The organism is Pseudomonas sp. R3-18-08 (assembly GCF_003852065.1).
Taxonomy (GTDB): Bacteria; Pseudomonadota; Gammaproteobacteria; order Pseudomonadales; family Pseudomonadaceae; genus Aquipseudomonas.
This window is the reverse complement of sequence record NZ_CP027729.1, coordinates 1964870-1982138: the sequence shown is the minus strand read 5'-3', so window position 1 is coordinate 1982138 and position 17269 is coordinate 1964870. Positions and strand designations below refer to the sequence as shown.

The 17269-nt window shown below is 61.3% G+C and carries 18 protein-coding genes and 1 pseudogene; 12 read left to right on the top strand and 7 right to left on the bottom strand.

The annotated features are described in order from the left end of the window. Positions 1-129: 129 nt before the first annotated feature. The gene (locus tag C4J92_RS09195; RefSeq protein ID WP_124403616.1) at positions 130-399 is read right to left on the bottom strand and encodes a hypothetical protein; all 270 of its coding nucleotides are present in this window, start codon (positions 397-399) and stop codon (positions 130-132) included. A gap of 338 nt (positions 400-737) precedes the next feature. On the opposite strand from C4J92_RS09195, the gene C4J92_RS09190 reads away from it, so the two are divergent. Continuing rightward, positions 738-1841, top strand: a complete 1104-nt coding sequence (locus tag C4J92_RS09190) for a sigma-54-dependent Fis family transcriptional regulator (protein ID WP_124403615.1) — start codon at positions 738-740, stop codon at positions 1839-1841. Here the strand turns inward: C4J92_RS09190 and C4J92_RS09185 are convergent. Further along, the gene (locus C4J92_RS09185; RefSeq protein ID WP_124403614.1) at positions 1830-2195 is read right to left on the bottom strand and encodes an antibiotic biosynthesis monooxygenase; all 366 of its coding nucleotides are present in this window, start codon (positions 2193-2195) and stop codon (positions 1830-1832) included. The two genes, C4J92_RS09190 and C4J92_RS09185, sit on opposite strands and share 12 nt — an antisense overlap. A gap of 99 nt (positions 2196-2294) precedes the next feature. Between C4J92_RS09185 and soxR the strand changes: the two genes are divergently transcribed. After that, complete coding sequence (gene soxR / locus C4J92_RS09180; RefSeq protein ID WP_124403613.1) at positions 2295-2735, top strand: redox-sensitive transcriptional activator SoxR; 441 nt, start codon at positions 2295-2297, stop codon at positions 2733-2735. 47 nt (positions 2736-2782) lie between these two features. Here the strand turns inward: soxR and C4J92_RS09175 are convergent, their stop codons facing one another. Genes C4J92_RS09175 through C4J92_RS09160 form a run of 4 tightly spaced genes read right to left on the bottom strand, consistent with a single transcriptional unit; the run spans position 2783 to position 7309 of the window. Continuing rightward, positions 2783-4030: an MFS transporter gene (locus C4J92_RS09175; protein ID WP_124403612.1), complete on the bottom strand. Its 1248-nt coding sequence runs from the start codon at positions 4028-4030 to the stop codon at positions 2783-2785. Next, complete coding sequence (locus tag C4J92_RS09170) at positions 4027-4752, bottom strand: 2OG-Fe dioxygenase family protein (RefSeq protein WP_124403611.1); 726 nt, start codon at positions 4750-4752, stop codon at positions 4027-4029. The genes C4J92_RS09175 and C4J92_RS09170 overlap by 4 nt, the downstream gene beginning before the upstream one ends. A gap of 4 nt (positions 4753-4756) precedes the next feature. Continuing rightward, positions 4757-6124: an acetyl-CoA carboxylase biotin carboxylase subunit family protein gene (locus C4J92_RS09165; protein WP_124403610.1), complete on the bottom strand. Its 1368-nt coding sequence runs from the start codon at positions 6122-6124 to the stop codon at positions 4757-4759. Positions 6125-6154: 30 nt separating this feature from the next. After that, a complete protein-coding gene (locus tag C4J92_RS09160) occupies positions 6155-7309 on the bottom strand; it encodes a KamA family radical SAM protein (RefSeq protein WP_124403609.1) in 1155 nt (384 codons plus the stop codon). 654 nt (positions 7310-7963) lie between these two features. Here C4J92_RS09160 and C4J92_RS09155 point away from each other — a divergent pair. The 8 genes and pseudogenes from C4J92_RS09155 (at position 7964) to C4J92_RS09120 (ending at position 14125) form a co-directional block, all read left to right on the top strand. After that, positions 7964-9163 (top strand): PepSY domain-containing protein, encoded by a 1200-nt coding sequence (locus C4J92_RS09155; protein WP_124403608.1) that lies wholly within the window; start codon positions 7964-7966, stop codon positions 9161-9163. Continuing rightward, positions 9163-9699: a thiamine pyrophosphate-binding protein gene (locus C4J92_RS09150; RefSeq protein ID WP_124403607.1), complete on the top strand. Its 537-nt coding sequence runs from the start codon at positions 9163-9165 to the stop codon at positions 9697-9699. The genes C4J92_RS09155 and C4J92_RS09150 overlap by 1 nt, the downstream gene beginning before the upstream one ends. Continuing rightward, a pseudogene (locus C4J92_RS09145) lies at positions 9696-10024 on the top strand (hypothetical protein). Before C4J92_RS09150 ends, C4J92_RS09145 begins: the two are co-directional and overlap by 4 nt. Continuing rightward, positions 10021-10581 carry a DUF6162 family protein gene (locus C4J92_RS09140; RefSeq protein WP_124403606.1) on the top strand — a complete coding sequence of 187 codons (561 nt, stop codon included), beginning with the start codon at positions 10021-10023 and terminating at the stop codon, positions 10579-10581. The pseudogene C4J92_RS09145 and the gene C4J92_RS09140 overlap by 4 nt, the downstream one beginning before the upstream one ends. A 19-nt stretch (positions 10582-10600) precedes the next feature. Beyond that, positions 10601-11521 (top strand): metal ABC transporter substrate-binding protein, encoded by a 921-nt coding sequence (locus C4J92_RS09135; RefSeq protein WP_124370224.1) that lies wholly within the window; start codon positions 10601-10603, stop codon positions 11519-11521. Continuing rightward, positions 11518-12261, top strand: a complete 744-nt coding sequence (locus C4J92_RS09130; protein ID WP_124403605.1) for a metal ABC transporter ATP-binding protein — start codon at positions 11518-11520, stop codon at positions 12259-12261. The genes C4J92_RS09135 and C4J92_RS09130 overlap by 4 nt, the downstream gene beginning before the upstream one ends. Further along, positions 12258-13157, top strand: coding sequence for a metal ABC transporter permease (locus tag C4J92_RS09125; protein ID WP_124362049.1), 900 nt, complete (start codon positions 12258-12260; stop codon positions 13155-13157). Before C4J92_RS09130 ends, C4J92_RS09125 begins: the two co-directional genes overlap by 4 nt. After that, a complete protein-coding gene (locus tag C4J92_RS09120; protein ID WP_124403604.1) occupies positions 13157-14125 on the top strand; it encodes a metal ABC transporter solute-binding protein, Zn/Mn family in 969 nt (322 codons plus the stop codon). Before C4J92_RS09125 ends, C4J92_RS09120 begins: the two co-directional genes overlap by 1 nt. 2 nt (positions 14126-14127) lie before the next feature. On the opposite strand, the gene C4J92_RS09115 is transcribed toward C4J92_RS09120, so the two are convergent. Further along, entirely contained in the window at positions 14128-14841 is a 714-nt protein-coding gene (locus C4J92_RS09115) for a UTRA domain-containing protein (protein ID WP_124362047.1), read from the bottom strand. A 347-nt stretch (positions 14842-15188) separates the two neighbouring features. On the opposite strand from C4J92_RS09115, the gene C4J92_RS09110 reads away from it, so the two are divergent. Beyond that, a complete protein-coding gene (locus C4J92_RS09110; RefSeq protein ID WP_124366480.1) occupies positions 15189-16265 on the top strand; it encodes an ABC transporter substrate-binding protein in 1077 nt (358 codons plus the stop codon). 192 nt (positions 16266-16457) lie between these two features. After that, the gene (locus tag C4J92_RS09105) at positions 16458-17264 is read left to right on the top strand and encodes an alkaline phosphatase family protein (protein WP_124403603.1); all 807 of its coding nucleotides are present in this window, start codon (positions 16458-16460) and stop codon (positions 17262-17264) included. The last annotated feature ends 5 nt before the right edge of the window (positions 17265-17269 follow it).

The following is a 17269-nucleotide window of genomic DNA, read 5'->3' as shown; positions in this document are numbered from 1 at the left end:
CCACTTTATGAAAATGTGCGTAGGAACGCTCCTGAAATTCAGCTTAACAGGCTGAAGTCACGCCATGGAAAACAAAAAACCCGAGTTTCCTTAAGGGAACACTCGGGTTCTTCACCGCAACAGCGCCGCTCAACTGGGGCGATCCTTCAGGGCTACGTTGCGCTCGGCGTTCATCTCGCCCTGATGATCAAAACCAAAGGTTTTTTGTGGCTGGCCGGTCAATGCCGCCCGCTGCTGTTGATAGTCATCGAAGGACAATCCGCGGCGGCTCAGCGCTTCCAACGCCAGCTGTCTGGTTTCCTGTTCCGTGTAAGGACGCAATTCAGGCGCCGGATGGGTTGCACATCCAGCGAGGACAGCGGTGACAAGCATCAGCGAAACAGCGAGTGAACGGTTCATGGCGGTAGCCCTGCGAAGGAGGTGTCGAGTCAATGAACACAGGCTACTCCCGCCCCTGCCCAGGGAAAAATCACCGTCCTCGATAGTGGCTATCAACCGTTGCGGCAGTCTCAATAGGCACAGTCATATATTCTTTTAAGATCTATAAATATGTAAATCTATTAATTTACGGAATATAAGAATCCCTCTATAACACCGCAATGCTGCCCGCCCACGCCCCAGCGTGCAGGCCACAGCACTGCTCAAAGCCCGCTGGATTACAAACTCCACGCATTGCATGACCGGGCGCTGAACCCGGCCCTGCCGATTCCCACGTTCTATTCCTAAGAGAGGTGCCCATGCAGCTGTTGACCCTCCCACCCTCGCCTGCCCTCGCGACCTCGATCCGTGCCACGGCTCAGGTGTTCGAAGACCCGAAATCCCGGGCCCTGCTCGACCATATCCAGCAAGTGGCGCCCAGCGAAGCCAGCGTGCTGATCATCGGCGAAACCGGCACCGGAAAAGAACTGGTGGCACGGCATATCCACAACCTCAGCGCGCGGCGCAACCGACCCTTCGTGGCGGTGAACTGCGGGGCGTTCTCTGAATCCCTCGTCGAAGCCGAGCTGTTCGGCCACGAAAAAGGTGCCTTTACCGGCGCCCTCAGCGCCAAGGCGGGCTGGTTCGAAGAGGCGGACGGCGGCACCTTGTTCCTCGACGAAATCGGCGATCTGCCCATGGCCATTCAGGTCAAGCTGCTGCGCGTGCTGCAGGAGCGCGAAGTGGTGCGCCTGGGCTCGCGCAAGAGCATTCCGATCAACGTCCGGGTACTGGCGGCAACCAACGTGCAACTGGAAAAGGCCATCAATGCCGGGCACTTCCGCGAAGATCTCTACTACCGTCTCGACGTGGTCAGCCTGGAGCTGAGCCCGCTGCGCGAGCGTCCCGGCGATATCCTGCCACTGACCCGACACTTCATCGAAGCCTACAGCCAACGCCTGGGCTACGGGCCGATCACCATCAGCCGTGAGGCCGAGCAAAAACTGCGCAGCTACAGTTGGCCGGGCAATATCCGCGAGCTGGAAAACGTGATTCACCACACCCTGCTGATCTGCCGCAACAGCGTGATCGAACGCGACGATCTGCGCCTGTCGAACCTGCGCATCGAGCGCCAGGACGACAGCCAGCACGGCACCGACAACAGCGCCGAAGCGTTGCTGGCGCGCGCCTTTCAAAAGCTGTTCGAGGAACAGGCCGGCGCCCTGCACGAAAAAGTCGAGGATGCACTGTTACGCGCCGCTTACCGCTTCAGCCATTACAACCAGGTGCACACCGCCAGCCTGCTGGGCTTGAGCCGCAACGTCACGCGCACGCGCCTGATCAAGATTGGCGAGCTGGCGGTCAACAAGCGCCGACCAGGGGAAAACCTGCAGGGCGAGCGGATGCTGCACCTATCCATTTAGGCGGCAGTGCAAGGCGTCGTCATGGCTGCGCTCAAAACTGCGCAGCACCTGGAACGAATCAAAGGTCACCGCCCTGGCCTGGTGCGCCCGGATCAGCGTCCAGAGGTCTTCGCCGCCCTGCTCGAAGCGCCGGAATGCCGCCTCGCCATCCTCGCGGGATTGCCATTGCAGGCAGTTGAGCACCCGCCGCCCATCATCGCTGACCTGCACGCTCGCACTCAAAAAGCCGCCATGGTTCTCGGCCAGTCGCTCGCTCTGGAGGGTCAGGGCCGCCACCAGGGCAGACTGCTGGCGGGGGTCGATCTGAAACTCGATCAATTGCGTGAAGCTGCGATTCTTCTCTGATACCTGCATGAACACTCCCCTTTCTCCGTAGGCAGAATCTTGCGATCCAGTGCTCGGCAGGGTAAAACCTCTAGTTAAGTCAAGGTCAAGTGATGAATCGGAGTTTTTATGCTCGACAAGCAACTCACCGTTGGCCAGTTGGCTGCCCGTAGCGGTGTGGCCGTCACCGCGCTGCATTTCTACGAAACCAAGGGGCTGATCAAAAGCCATCGTAACGCCGGCAACCAACGGCGCTACACGCGGGATGTGTTACGGCGGGTGGGGGTGATCAAGGTTGCCCAGCGCCTGGGCATTCCATTGGCGACCATCGGCGAGGCGCTGCAGGCATTACCTGAAGGCCGCACACCGACGGCCAAGGATTGGGCACGCCTGTCGGCACGCTGGCGGGAAGACCTGGATGAGCGGATCAACAAGCTGGTGCAACTGCGCGACAAGCTCAATGGTTGCATCGGCTGCGGGTGCTTGTCGATGGACGCCTGCCCGTTGCGCAACCAGGGTGACCAACTCGGTGAGCGCGGGCCGGGAGCGCAGTTGCTTGAACCCAGTTGAGGCGCTACCCAGGTGGGAATGGGCTCACCCCCTCCCACCGATCGCTATCAACGCGTGGGCGGTGTGCGCGACACGTCCGGCCGGCTTCGGTAAGCCGTGCACCCCAGCCACAGGGTCATTACCGCCAGCGCCGTCAGCGGCAGCCCATGGAACAGCACAATCACCTGGGCCGGCGTCCACGTCAGGTAGAACGGCCCGACCACCAGCATGCCCACGCCGAAGCCCGCCATTTGAATCAGGGTCAATAAACTGAACAGCGGCAGGCGCAGGCTATCCGGTTCACTTTGCGCACGGGAGACCAACGCCACTTCAGACAGCCCGTCTCCCAACCCCGCCCACACCACCAACAGCAACGCCAGCCACAATTCGGTTTGCTGGAACGTGAAGATAAAGCCGCTGGACATCAGCGCCACGCCGAACATGAACAACCGCTCCATGCTCGGCGTGCCACGGCCTTTCAACAGCGCACTGGCGATACGCGCCCCGATAAACTTGCCGCAGGCCCAGACCGCCAGCAGATACCCCATCACCGTTTTGGCCGTGTCCGGGGAAATGTACTGGGACAGCACCGGCCAACCGACGTTATGCGCCGCGCTGCCAAGGGTGTCGAGCATGCTGATCAACAACATCGCGGCCAATACCGGCGCGCCGCGCAGTCCCTTGGTCAACTCGCGCCATTCGGCCGAGAGCCCGCGATGGGCGGCGATGGCAACGCTGTACAACGCACGCAGTGGCATGACCAGGCAAGCGGCAATCACATAGGTGCCGATATTCACCGCGAACACCGCCTCGAATCCCCCGGTGGCAATCAGCAACCCCGACAGCAGACTGCCGAACACCGCGCCGGTGGCGGCCGCCGAGGTGATCCAGGCATTGGTGTTCACCCGCTGTTCAAGGGCAACCCAGGTGGGCAACTGACTGTTGAGGCCAATGGCAAACAGCGAATTGCACAGGCCGATACCAAAGGCAATGAACGGCAACAGGCTGAGTTGATGGGTGGGGATCAGCAGCAACAGCGGCGTCAGCAACAACGCTCGCGCCAGGTCCAGCCCCGCCAACGTGCCGCGCCCGGCAAAGCGCCGGAAAAACGGGATGCCAAACAGGCTGGCGACAATGCCACCGGTGACGCGGCACGCCAGGAAGATGCTGACGAACACCACGCTCTGGCTGAGCCAGTAGACATAGGTGGACAAGGCCACCAGGTTGAGAAAGGCGCCAAAGTCCGAAACGCCGCGAGCAAAAATAATCAGCCGCGCGTTGCGGGTCGACAGACGCAACTGTTGATCGAGGCTCATGCGGGCGGCGCCTCTTGATCGGCGGGCACGCTGCGCAGGCTGACCAACAGCATATCGCGCCACGCGGGTGTCGAATCGACCTTGGGCCGTACATCCCCGGCGCGATGGTAGAGCTTGCGGTCGTTGACCACGAGGGTTTCCAGGAAGTGCTCCATGGGCACATTCAACACCCGATTGTGCTCCGCTTCAGTGGTGAACACTTCAGACACCACCGGCACGGTGTTGTGCTCGCCGATAAAATGCATGAACACCCAATCCAGGCCATCCTGATGAATCCCCGACGTGGTGGGGCTGCTCGCTTGCGCATCCGCACGCACGCGGAACTGGTGGATGTCGATGGTGTAGCTCTGTTCGCCCAGGTGCGGTGCGATCACCGCCAGGTCGGTGGCCAGCAGCTTGCGCATCAGTGGATGCTCGATAAAGCCTTCCTCGCTATAGCTCAAGTGGTTCACCCCCTGTCGATAGTTGACGGCGTAGGTGACCGGCGACTTGAACGCGGTGCTCCTGTCGATCTGCAACTGCCGTGAAGGTGATAAACGATAGCGCAGGATCCGCCGTTCACGATGGGTGTACGCCTTGAACGCCTCGTCCCGCACCAGGTTGGCCCAGTAGGCCCGGAAACTTTGCTCTTCTGCGGGCTCGACATTGAGCAATTCGCCAAAGTCACGGCGATGGCAGTAATGCTGCTCGCGCAACTGCGCGCTGATTCGTGGGATGTCCATATCGCTAGCCTGCCACTGGGTTGTCGATGATAACGCGCAGATGCTGACTGACCGCGTCATGCAGCGCGTGCGCGTCGGCAGCGTCGTCGACCTTGGCCCAGCACTTGAGCAGATAGTGCTCCTCGATGTCCGCATCGATCATATGGCCCGACTCCTGCTGGGCGTACTCCAGCACCGCAGCGTTACGGTCCAGGTACTCCATGCCTTCGATGCCCTCGAACCGGCCGCTGTGCTGCGGGTAAATCGCCAGCATCGCGTAATGCTGCCCCGTCTCGGCAACCTTGCGTGCCCCCGCCTCCAACTGCGCAGTGACATCCTGCCCGCCCGTCAACAACGAGAGATACAGTTGGTAGGGATCGATACCGGCCAGGTCACGCAACGCCGCGTTCACATAGAGCCCGCCCACGCGTGGGTTGATCTCGATCACCACCGGCCCCTGCTCCGTCATGCGGAACTCGAAATGCACCACGGCGTTGGTCAGGCCGACCGCGTGCAGGCACGCCACGGCGTACTCGCGGATCTGCTCACACTGGCTGTCGGTGAAGGAGGTCGGTGGGGAAATCAGCAGGTTTTCCAGGACCGTGCCACTGCGCTCGGTCAACAGCAGCTTTTCGTTGATCAGCAACGGATGAACGCGCTCGCCGGCCACCACGCATTCTACGCTGCCTTCGATACCGGGGATGTAGCCCTCCAGCAACAGACTGCGCCCGGGGATGTAGTCGTGCCGTTGGCAGTCGTCTTCCGGCAGGGTGTGCACACAGCCGTAGAAATCCGCATACGCGGCGCCAGCGTGATCCCTGACGAACAGCGCGTAGTGGCTGCGCAGCTCGGCCCAATTGGCGCACTTCTTGATAAACGCCGAAGCCCCGCCAAACGGCGGCTTGGCGATCAGCGGGTAACCCACCCGCTCGGCATTCTGCTGGAGTTGTTGTTCGTCATTGCACAGCGCAAACGGCACGGAACGAATGGCGTGCTGTTTCAGTACCCTGCGCATCAGGAACTTGTTGTTGCACGCGGCAATTGCCTCGGGACAGCTGTGCACCAGGCCCAGGCGCCGGGACGCCCGCGCCACGATGCAGCCGACTTCGCCTTGCGCAGACGGATGACCGGCCTGGCAGAAAATTGCGCGAATCTGATACTGCTCATCGAGCTGGCCAACCAGGTCGAGGATGGCCTCCTCGTTGAGTGCGTCGAGCAGGAACACCGCATCACTATCATCCCTGAGCCGTTGCAGATGCCTGCGCCCAGTCACCCCCGCCGTCAGGCACACCAGGCCCTGGGCGCGGGCAACCGCAAAATGCGGCTCTCGGTAGTTATAACGGACAGCAGTACTGTCATCGACATCAATAAAAAGAATGGCGTCTTGTTTCATCACTTATACCGCCTCAGTCCATACGTTGATTCAGGCATCCTGCCAACTGCACCACTGCCCTTCCCAGTTACGGAAACGATAATGGCGCTGCCCATCGCGAACTTCGAAGTACGGCAAATTCTCAGGTTTTTCAAAGTCCAACAGCGGCACCGTGAACTTGCCTTGTGCGTGGGGTAGAACATATTCAGGCAGGGCGATATTAGACACTCGCCGTTTGAGGCGATCCATGATCGCGATGGCCTGGCTGATCGATGCCTTATATTCCGAAGCACCGGGTGAAAACGGCATGAAGTGATATAAGTAATATGGCTTTACGCCCAGACGATAAAGATCGATAAACAGTTTATGCAGCGTTGCTTCATCGTCGTTGACGCCGCGTAACAACGGCATATTGGAAAAGACAATCGGCACGACGCTCTGAATGCGTTTGACCGCCACCGCAAAGTCAGGGCTGAGTTCGAGCGGATGGCACACGTGCACGCCAAAGGCATTGACCTTGTACTTTTCCAACATCGCGAGCAATTCATCGGTCACGCGATACGGGTTGAAGCTCAGGGCCCGGGAGTGAATACGGATCAGCAAGTCATCACTGATCCCGCGCAGGGCGGCCAGGTACTCGTCGAGCTTGCGGTCGGCCAGCATCAACGGGTCGCCACCGCTGAGAATCACTTCCTCGATGGCCGGGTTGCCGCGGATGTACTCGACCGATTCCATGAAGGAATCCTTGCTGGCGTTGGCCTTTTCAGTGCCCACCTGCAGCGTGCGCAGCGCTTCGAAGCAAAACTGGCAATAGGCGTTGCACGTATTGGTGGTGCGCAGGATGACGCGATTGTCGTACTTGTGCTGGCAGATGGGCGTCTTCATTTCATGGCCCAACTCCCAATTTTCGGAGGTGCCATCGTAATCACCCTCGACCTGCTCGCTCCAATACGGCACCACTTGCCGCCATAGCGGGTGGTCCGTGACCGCGCCGGTGGTAAGAGAACGCTTGATCAGCTCGATGTAGTAGGGCGTGATCTGCATCTTGCGCCCTTGCAGGTTGTGTTCGATATGCGCGGTGGTGTCCTCGCCCCACCCCCCACAGGCATCGCGAAGTGTCGGTTCATCACGCAACGCATTCTTCTGCTGCCAGCGCCAGTCGTGCCACTGTACTGAGCGATGAATGTCTTGATCGTAAATTGACATGAGTGCGTACTCTCTGTTCAGGCATATGAATGCGCGCTTTCCCTGGCGGGAACAGCGATATTCGCAACAATGACAATCGACTCGGGCGACGGGCCGCGCTCAAAAGGGGTGATTCAATCAGCCGCGCGGGGACGGTATAAGTTTATTATTCCAGGGTGCGGATGAACGACTGATACCGCCATGTAATAAACTTCCTTTTTAGCGTTATTTGACTTCCAAGCCGACACCTACTTAAGCGGAAGGTCTCTACGCCGTCAATACAATATCTTTGCTTTTTTTCCGACTTATACCAGCCCTGCGCTCATCTACCTGTAAACAGGGGTATCTCATGGTTAAAATGGGTTAATTTAAAAACTAAATAATACTGACAAATAATCCTCCGGTGTTTGCCGGTGCATTTTTATACTTATACAACTACGTACTCCTGCGAATTCAACTTAGCCTTCAGTGTGCGCTTCGCATGCCCCAGGAACCTCGGTGCCATCGCCCGCGCATGCGAGGCCCTTGGGCCCTTGAAACATTTTCTTTCATTTCCCCCTTGGGGATTTCTCATTCTCATCCGTCTTAACTTAGATACAGCCCGTCGCGTCAGCAAAAGCTACGACTGGCCTTTTCCGGGCTTCCATCGCCCCTCCGATCAAGACCCTCATTCACATGTCGAAGAAGTCACGCTCAAAACTCTGGTTTCTCGTACACAGCTGGCTGGCGCTGCCCATCTGGTTCTTTGTACTGATCGTCTGCGTCACCGGCACCCTGGCGGTGGTCAGCCAGGAAATCGTCTGGCTGGCCAACCCGGATATCCGTGCGACCAAGCCGTCGGATGATGCCCAGCCGCTGAGCTTCGACCAGGTAATCGCCGCCATCAAGCGCGACGAGCCTCAGGTCATCGTGCGCTCGATCATCCGCCCCGACGAATCACACTTCGCGTTGACCGTCGGCCTCAGCTACCCGGACGGGCGTTCCGTCGAGGCCTATGCCAACCCCTACACGGGCGCCATCCAGGGCATCAGCCCGTCGTTCGACTTCAAGCAATTTACCCGCGCCCTGCACGGCTGGTGGCTGGTGCCGTTCACCAATGGCTACAGCTGGGGCTGGTACCTGGTGTCGCTGCTCGGCCTGCCCTTGCTGGCCTCATTGATCACCGGGCTTGTGGTGTACAAGCGTTTCTGGAAAGGCTTTTTGCGCCCGACCCTGCGCATCCGCCACGGCGCGCGCATCTTCTGGGGTGACTTTCACCGCCTGAGCGGTATCTGGTCGATCTGGTTCATTGCCGTCATTTCCATTACCGGCACCTGGTTCCTGATCGAGGCGACCCTGGCCGACAATCAGATTTCCATCTCCAGCGAGCCCATCGTGCCGGTGATTGCCCGGGAGAAGGTACCGCTGTCCGCCCCCGGCGTGCCGGCCCCGATGATTGCCCTGGACGAAGCGATCAAGATCGCCACCCAGCGCATTCCTGGGCTGGAAGCCACGTTTGCCTTCCTGCCGCTCAATGCCTACAGCCACCTGCAGATCGGCGGGCGCGGCTGGTACCCGCTGATGTTCCAGACCGCACAACTGAATCCCTACAGCGGCGAAATCGCGGTCTCGCACCTGCTGTCCGACCGCACCACGCTGGAGTTCGTCACTGAGTCCATGCGCCCGCTGCACACCGGTGACTTCGGTGGCCTGTGGATCAAGCTGATCTGGGCCGTCTTCGGCCTGGTGCTGAGCATGATGGTGCTGAGCGGCTTGCTGATCTGGACCAAGCGCACCGCCCTGGCCACCCTCCACGCCCTCAAACGCGAGGCCAAGACCCAGCGCCCGCCTGTGCCCATCCCTGCCCTGCAGGCTGAAACCTCGGAGACGCACTGATGAGCAAGGTCGCGGCCAAACCCTCTTCACCGCTGCGCGCATGCTGGCTGAAGTGGCGTTTTCATATAAACATCCTGCTGTTGCTGGTGCCGCTGGGGTTCATGCCCAAGTATTTTGCCGATGCCGCGCTGTTTCGCGGCGATGCCGGCATCGGCGAGCGGGTCGCCGGGGACGTTCAAGTCGGCCCCTGGAGCCTGACCCTCGCGGAATTTCGCAACGAAGGCCCGCGCCCGGACCCGGCCGGCCCGATGAAAACCTTTAACGCCGCCCTGTGCGCCACCTGCGCCGAGCAGGTCAAGGCGACTTATCTGCGCATCGGCAAACCGCGCAGCCTGCGGGCCGCCGGGGTGATCTTCTTTGGCACGCCCTACCGCATGGGCGCCCTCCTGCCGGTGCCGGAACGCACGCCGGTCGACGCTGAACTGTGGGTCACCATGGAAGGCTGGGACGGCAGCATGCACCAGGGTTCCATTCCACTGAGCCAGGCCTCGCCCGCCACTGTTGCCTGGCTGAACAAGCAAGGAGTCAAACCATGATGTTCAAGCGCCTGATGCGCGCCGCTTGCGTGCTAGTGCTGAGCGCCGGCTTCACTGACGTGGCCTTCGCCCACAACCCGATGTGCGAATGCAAGGAAATTCCCGGTGAGCAGATCCAGTGCAAAGGGGGTTCTCCGATGGCAGCGGCGCTCCGGGCGTGACCCTGGATGTGATCGGCTACGACGAGACCATCCTGGTGCCGGGCAAGCTCGGTGAGGATTCGACCCTGACCTTCAAGAAACCCGCGGCCGAATTCTATGTGCTGTTCGATGCCGGCCCCGGTCACGTGGTGGAAATCGACCAAGCGGATATTCAGGCGCCATGAGTACCGTACAGGTAGTGCGCCCGGCCGGCGCGGGTCATGAAACCCTTTACGTGCTGTTGCTGTGCCTGATCATCCTGGCGGTGTCGGGAACGGTGGTGGCCTTGCACGGTGAGACCCAGGAGCTCGCAGCGGTGCCAAGCCACCAACTGGATGCCCGACGCGACCTGAGCGCCGCCGAACAGGGCATCTACGCCGACCTGCGGGTGACCCTGGATGAAATCCATTTGCTGCGGCAGGAGCAAAACGCCCTGCCGGCACCGGCCCAGTTGGCCCAGGAAGGCTTTGCGCCGTTTGCCCAGGACGCCAGTTCCGTCAGCCGTGGCGATCATCGCTGGCAGCTGCTCGCCCCCTCGGCTTACCTGGGCTTGAGCCAGGCACCGGGCACCAGCGGTTCGCTGTTGATGCGCGTGCAGGGCACCGAGCCGGATATCTGGCTCAACCGTGGCAACGACCTGGCTGCCCCCTCCGACCTCACTGACCAGGCGCTGATCGCTGCCGGCTGGCGGCAAGTGGTCGCGCAATTCGATGCTGGCGTGACCCGCCAGCACCGCCACTGAACGAGAAGACCGATTGCCCATGTCCATTTCATCTCCCCTGTTGCGCCTGTTGCTGGTTGGCCTGTTCAGCCTGGTGCTCGCGCCCCTGGCGAACGCCGAGGCGGGTAAACGCCTGCGCATCGGCATCACCTTGCATCCTTACTACAGCTACGTGGCCAACATCGTCGGCGACAAGGCCGAGGTGGTGCCACTGATTCCGGCGGGGTTCAACCCCCATGCCTACGAGCCGCGCGCCGAAGACATCAAGCGCATCGGCACCCTGGACGTGATCGTGCTCAATGGCGTGGGGCATGATGACTTCGCCGACCGCATGATCGCCACCAGCGAGCGCCCGGACATCCCGGTGATCGAAGCCAACGCCAATGTGCCCCTGCTGGCCGCCACCGGCAATGCCGCGCGCGGTGCGGGCAAGGTGGTCAACCCGCACACGTTCCTGTCGATCAGTGCGTCGATTGCCCAGGTCAACAACATCGCCCGCGAGCTGGGCAAGCTCGACCCGGATAACGCCAAGACCTACACCCAGAACGCCCGCGCCTACGGCAAACGCCTGCGCCAGATGCGCGCCGATGCCCTGGCCAAGCTGACCAGTGCGCCCAACCCGGACCTGCGCGTGGCCACGGTACACGCGGCCTACGACTACCTGCTGCGCGAGTTCGGCCTGGAAGTCACCGCCGTGGTCGAACCGGCCCACGGCATCGAGCCCAGCCCCAGCCAGTTGAAAAAAACCATCGATGAACTGCGCGCCCTGGACGTGAAAGTGATTTTCTCGGAAATGGATTTCCCGTCTTCCTATGTCGACACAATCCAACGGGAATCCGGGGTCAAGCTGTATCCGCTGTCGCATATTTCCTACGGCGAATACAGCGCGCAAAAGTATGAGGTGGAAATGACCGGCAACCTCGACACCGTGGTCCGCGCGATCCAGGAGTCGGGAACATGACGGCGGCGCAACCGCTGAACCTGGCCTGTGGCCCGACCCTCGATTTTAACCAGGTGTCGCTGACCCTGGGCCGCACCGTGATTCTCGATGAGGTGAGCTTTCAGGTACGGCCCGGCAGCATCCATGCGTTGGTCGGCCCGAATGGCGGCGGCAAAAGCTCGCTGATCAAGACCCTGCTCGGGCAAACGCCGCACCAGGGCCGCTTGAGCCTGGAGTGGCCGGGCACCCCCGGCACCATTGGATATGTGCCCCAGGCTTTGGAATTCGATCGGGGTTTGCCGATGACCGTGGATGATTTCATGGCCGCCATGTGCCAGCGGCGGCCGGCGTTTCTCGGCCTGTCCCGGCACTACGCTGGCGCGATTGGCGAGGCGCTGGAACGGGTTGGCATGCAGGACAAGCGCAAGCGGCGCATGGGCGCCTTGTCCGGCGGTGAACGCCAGCGGGTATTGCTGGCTCAGGGGCTGATTCCGGCGCCGCAATTGCTGGTGCTGGATGAGCCGATGTCGGCCCTCGATGAGGCCGGTATCCAGGTGTTCGAGCGGCTGTTGAATGACTGGCGACTGGCAGGGATTACCGTGCTGTGGATCGAACACGACCTGGAGGCAGTCGGGCGCCTGGCCGACCGCGTGACCGGCTTGAACCGCCGCGTACTGTTCGACGCCACGCCGAAACAGGCGCTCACCCCCGATCGCCTGTTGACCCTGTTCTCCACCCACCCTCGGAGCCTGGCGCAATGAGTTATGAAGCGTTTCGCCTGATGGTCCAGGGCTGGGCCTCTGCCGGTTATCTGCCCGAGGCACTGGCCTACGGCTTTGTGGTCAACGCCCTGCTCGCCGGTCTGCTGATCGGCCCGGTGCTGGGCGGCCTGGGCACGCTGGTGGTGGTCAAGCGCTTTGCGTTTTTCTCCGAAGCGGTCGGGCATGCCGCGCTGACCGGCGTGGCTGTGGGCATTCTGCTGGGGGAACCCTATACCGGGCCCTACGGCAGCCTGTTCGGCTACTGCCTGCTGTTCGGCATCCTGCTCAACTACCTGCGCAACCGTACCGGCCTGGCGCCGGATACGCTGATCGGCGTGTTCCTGTCGGTGTCCCTGGCGCTGGGCGCAAGCCTGCTGCTGATCCTGGCCGGCAAGATCAATGTGCACATTCTGGAAAACGTGCTGTTCGGTTCGGTGCTGACGGTCAACGGCAACGACCTGCTGGTGCTGGCGGTCGTCGGTTCGCTGGTGATGGCCCTGGCGTTGCCGCTGTACAACCGCATCATGCTCGCCAGCTTCAACCCGCAATTGGCGGCAGTACGCGGAGTGGCGGTGAAGACCCTGGACTATCTGTTCGTAATCCTGGTGACGCTGATCACCGTCGCGGCGGTCAAAGTGATCGGCGCCATCCTGGTCGGTGCCCTGCTGGTGATCCCGGCGGCGGCGGCGCGGCTGCTGAGCCAGTCGCTCAAAGGGTTCTTCTGGGTGTCGGTGGCGATTGCGACCGTCAGCACCCTGTGCGGCATCCTGCTGCCGATCATCTTCGACCTGCCGGTGCCTTCCGGCGCCGCAATCATCCTGGTCGCCGGTATCGCCTTCGCCCTCGCCGCGATCGCGCGCGGTACGGTGCCCAGCCTCAAAGGGAATCTTGGATAATGCGCCCTGACTTTCGCCCACTGGCCCTGGCCATGACTTGCCTGATCAGCACCTCGGCGTTCGCCGTCGTGGATGGCTTTCAAACCAGGGACTTCGTCGCCAACCATGGCCTTGGCCATGCCGTGCTGACCAAGCCCAACACAGTAAAACCGGTCAAGGTGCTGGCCTCGTTGCCGATCACCTACGGCCTTGCCGACGTGCTGCTCAAAGGCACCGCTGTGCAGCTCGACCGCGCCGCCCCCGCCAACCTGCCCGGTTCGCGGCAAGTGTCGTACTTCACCGGGCGCGGTGCGCCAGCGCTGAGCCAACTGGCCCAGGATGCCGATGCCGCCATCGGTCTGCGCTCGCTGTGGGCGGACGACCCGCTCTACCCCGTGGCGCGGCGCAGCAATATCCGCATTGTCGAAGTCGACGCTGCGCGCCCGGTGGATGGCGGCTTACCGGGCATCGCCGTGCAGCCGGGCGTCAGCGATGGCTTGAACAGCCAACCGTGGCAGTCGGGCAACAACATGGGGCGCATGGCCGATGTATTGGCGGCCGACCTGAGCCGCCTGGCGCCGGGCGCCAAACCGCAGATCGACGCGAACCTGGCCGCGCTCAAGCAGCGCCTGCTCAAGCTCGCCGCCGACAGCGAGGCGCGCCTGGCCCAGGCCGATAACCTGAGTGTGGTCAGCTTGAGCGATCACTTTGCCTATCTGGTCAGCAGCCTGAATCTGGAACTGGTCAGTACCGATGCACGGCCGGATGCGGACTGGACGCCTGAAGCGCTGCAACAGCTCAGTGCGCAGTTGAAAACCAATGATGTGGCGACGGTGCTGCACCACCGCCAGCCGAGTGAGGCGGTGAAAACGGCGGTCACGGCTGGCGGCGCCACCCTGCTGGTGTTGAATGTGGACGGTGCCGACCCGGTGACGGAGCTGCAAACCAATGTGGATCAGGTGATCAAGGCACTCACACCCTCGCCATAGCCTCAAACCACGTCCACACCCACATGAATCGCATCATGCCGCCAGAACTCCAGGTCGCAGTCGATCAAGCGCTGGTGCTGGTCATAGTTGACCCGGGCGATCCGCAAGCCCGGGCTGCCCACCGATACGCGCAACGCAGCGGCGGCCTCCACCGGCAGTGAGGTCGGTACGATCTCGAAACGCACCCGGCCATAGTGCAGGTCGTACTTGCGCGCATACAGTTCGGTCATCGACTGATTCAGGTCGCACGCCAGGATCCCAGGAAAATACTGCGGGTTCAGGTAGTGCTCGACGTACAGCACCAGCCGCCCGTCGATCCGCCGTCCCCGGCAGATCTGGATCACGCTGGAAAGCGCCGGCAACTGTAACCAGGCGCAGACCGCCGCCGATGCCGGTTGCAGGCGGGCAGAAATCACCTGGGTCGATGCCACCCGGCCCTGGTCGTTGACCATCGCGTGAAAGTGGCTGCGCTGCATCAGGTTGTAGGCCAATCGAGGCGGCGAGACGAACCAGCCTCGGCGCTCCTCGCGATAGATCTGCCCTTGAGCTTCAAGCTGTAACAAGGCTTCCCGCACGGTAATGCGCGTGGTACCAAACAACTCGCTGAGCTTGCGCTCGGCGGGCAGTTTGCTGGCGGGCGGCAACAGGCCGTGGTCGATCTGCTCCTGCAGTGCCAGCCCGATGGAGGTTACCGCTTTGATTGCCTCGTCACGCATTAACGTTACCTATCTGGACTAGACCAGCACCATTCGAGTGCACATAAAGCTGCATAAACGTCCCACCTCAATGTTGCGCCAGCCTAGGCATTGCAGATGACCGACAGATGACAGCCGCATCACCCGCGTGCACCACACCCTGCAATACATCGGCCAAGTCCAGGCGCTACGGGCACTTGGTCATGGTCTACGCTAAGTCTGCGCCGAACGACATCGGCGCCTCAAAAACGACATCGACATGAAACTGTCATCCATCGCGTCTAGATTGGCTCAGGTATTGCTCTGACCTAGACCAACCACACCGCCTGCATAAAACGCCGCGTTGAAAACGCCCAAAGGAGCTTCGGATGAAACAGCTTTTCCTGGCATCACTGTTAGGCTCGACCATTGCCATGTGCACCGCAGCCATGGCCGCTGATACCGATCTAAAAACCCTGGAAGCCGCCGCCAAGTCCGAGGGCGCCGTGAACAGCGTCGGCATGCCCGATGACTGGGCCAACTGGAAAGGCACCTGGGAAGACCTGGCCAAGACCTATGGCCTCAAGCACATCGACACCGACATGAGTTCGGCCCAGGAAATCGCCAAGTTCAAAGCCGAAAAAGACAATGCCAGCGCTGATATCGGCGACGTGGGCGCGGCCTTCGGCCCCATCGCGGTGAAACAGGAAGTGACCCAGCCTTACAAACCGTCCACCTGGGCCCAGGTGCCGGATTGGGCGAAAGACAAGGACGGCCACTGGGCGCTGGCCTACACCGGCACCATCGCGTTTATCGTCAACAAGAAGCTGCTGCACGGTTCCGAAGTGCCTACCAGCTGGGCCGACCTGCAAACCGGCAAGTACAAGGTCTCGGTGGGTGACGTAAGCACCGCGGCCCAGGCTTCCAACGCTGTGCTGGCAGCCGCCATCGCCAATAAAGGCGACGAGAAGAACATCGCGCCGGGCCTGCAATTCTTCACCAAGATCGCCCAGCAAGGTCGCCTCTCCCTGTCCAACCCGACCATCGCCACCATGGAAAAAGGCGAAGTCGAAGTGGGTATCGTCTGGGACTTCAACGGCCTGAGCTATAAAGCCAAGATGGCCAACCCGGATGACTACGTGGTGCTGATCCCGTCGGATGGTTCGGTGAAATCCGGCTACACCACCATCATCAACAAGTACGCCAAACACCCGAACGCCGCCAAGCTGACGCGCGAATACATTTTCAGCGATGCCGGCCAGATCAACCTGGCCAAAGGCAATGCACGCCCAATCCGTGCCGAAACCGACTTGAAACTGCCGGCTGACATCGCCAAGAACCTGATCCCGGGTGAGCAGTACACCAAGGCTAACCCGCAGCCGATCAAGGATGCCGATGCCTGGGAAGCCACGTCCAAAAAGCTGCCGCAGCTGTGGAACGAGCAGGTCATCGTAGAAATGAAGTAAGCCTGTCGCCCACATTGGAAATCCACTGGAGATCCAATGTGGGAGGGGGCTTGCTCCCGATAGCGGTGTGTCATTCAACAGATTCATTGGCTGATCCACTGCTATCGGGAGCAAGCCCCCTCCCACAGTAGAGCCCGGTGTTGTTACCGAGAAATCGAGTCAAGCCCTAACTGTCGCGGAGCCCCAGCCCCCATGAAGCACCCTGTCATCCTTGTCGTGCTCGACGGCCTGAACTTTGCGGTTGCCCGGCACGCCATGGGGCATTTGCAGGCCTATGTCGGCGCAGGACGCGCAGCCCTCTACACACTGGAATGTGAACTGCCCGCCCTGTCCCGCCCGCTGTATGAATGCATCCTGACCGGCGTTGCGCCGATCCAGAGCGGCATCGTCCACAACAACGTCTCGCGCATGTCCAACCAGCGCAGCATTTTTCATTACGCCCGCGATGCCGGCTTGACCACCGCGGCGGCGGCTTACCACTGGGTGAGCGAACTGTATAACCGCACACCCTTTCTCGCCGCCCGTGATCGTCATACCGACGATCAGGCGCTGGCGATCCAGCATGGGCATTTTTACTGGAATGACCACTACCCGGATTCCCACCTGCTGGCCGACGCCGAAAGCCTGCGCCTTGCGCACGCGCCGGACTTTCTGCTGGTGCACCCGATGAACATCGACGACGCCGGCCACAGGCACGGCCTCGACAGCGCGCAGTACCGCAACAGCGCACGCTCGGCCGACATCATTCTCGCCGACTACCTGCAGGGCTGGCTCGACGCCGGTTACCAGGTGCTGGTCACCGCCGACCACGGCATGAACAACGACCGCTCCCACAACGGCCTGCTGCCGGAAGAGCGCGAAGTGCCACTGTTTGTGCTGGGCGACGCCTTCAGCCTGGATGCCAACGCCGCGCCGAAACAGACCGAGCTGTGCGGTACCGTCTGCGCGCTGCTCGGCGTGCCCCACGACAAGCCTGTCTGCCGGGAGTTGCTCAAGTGAATGCC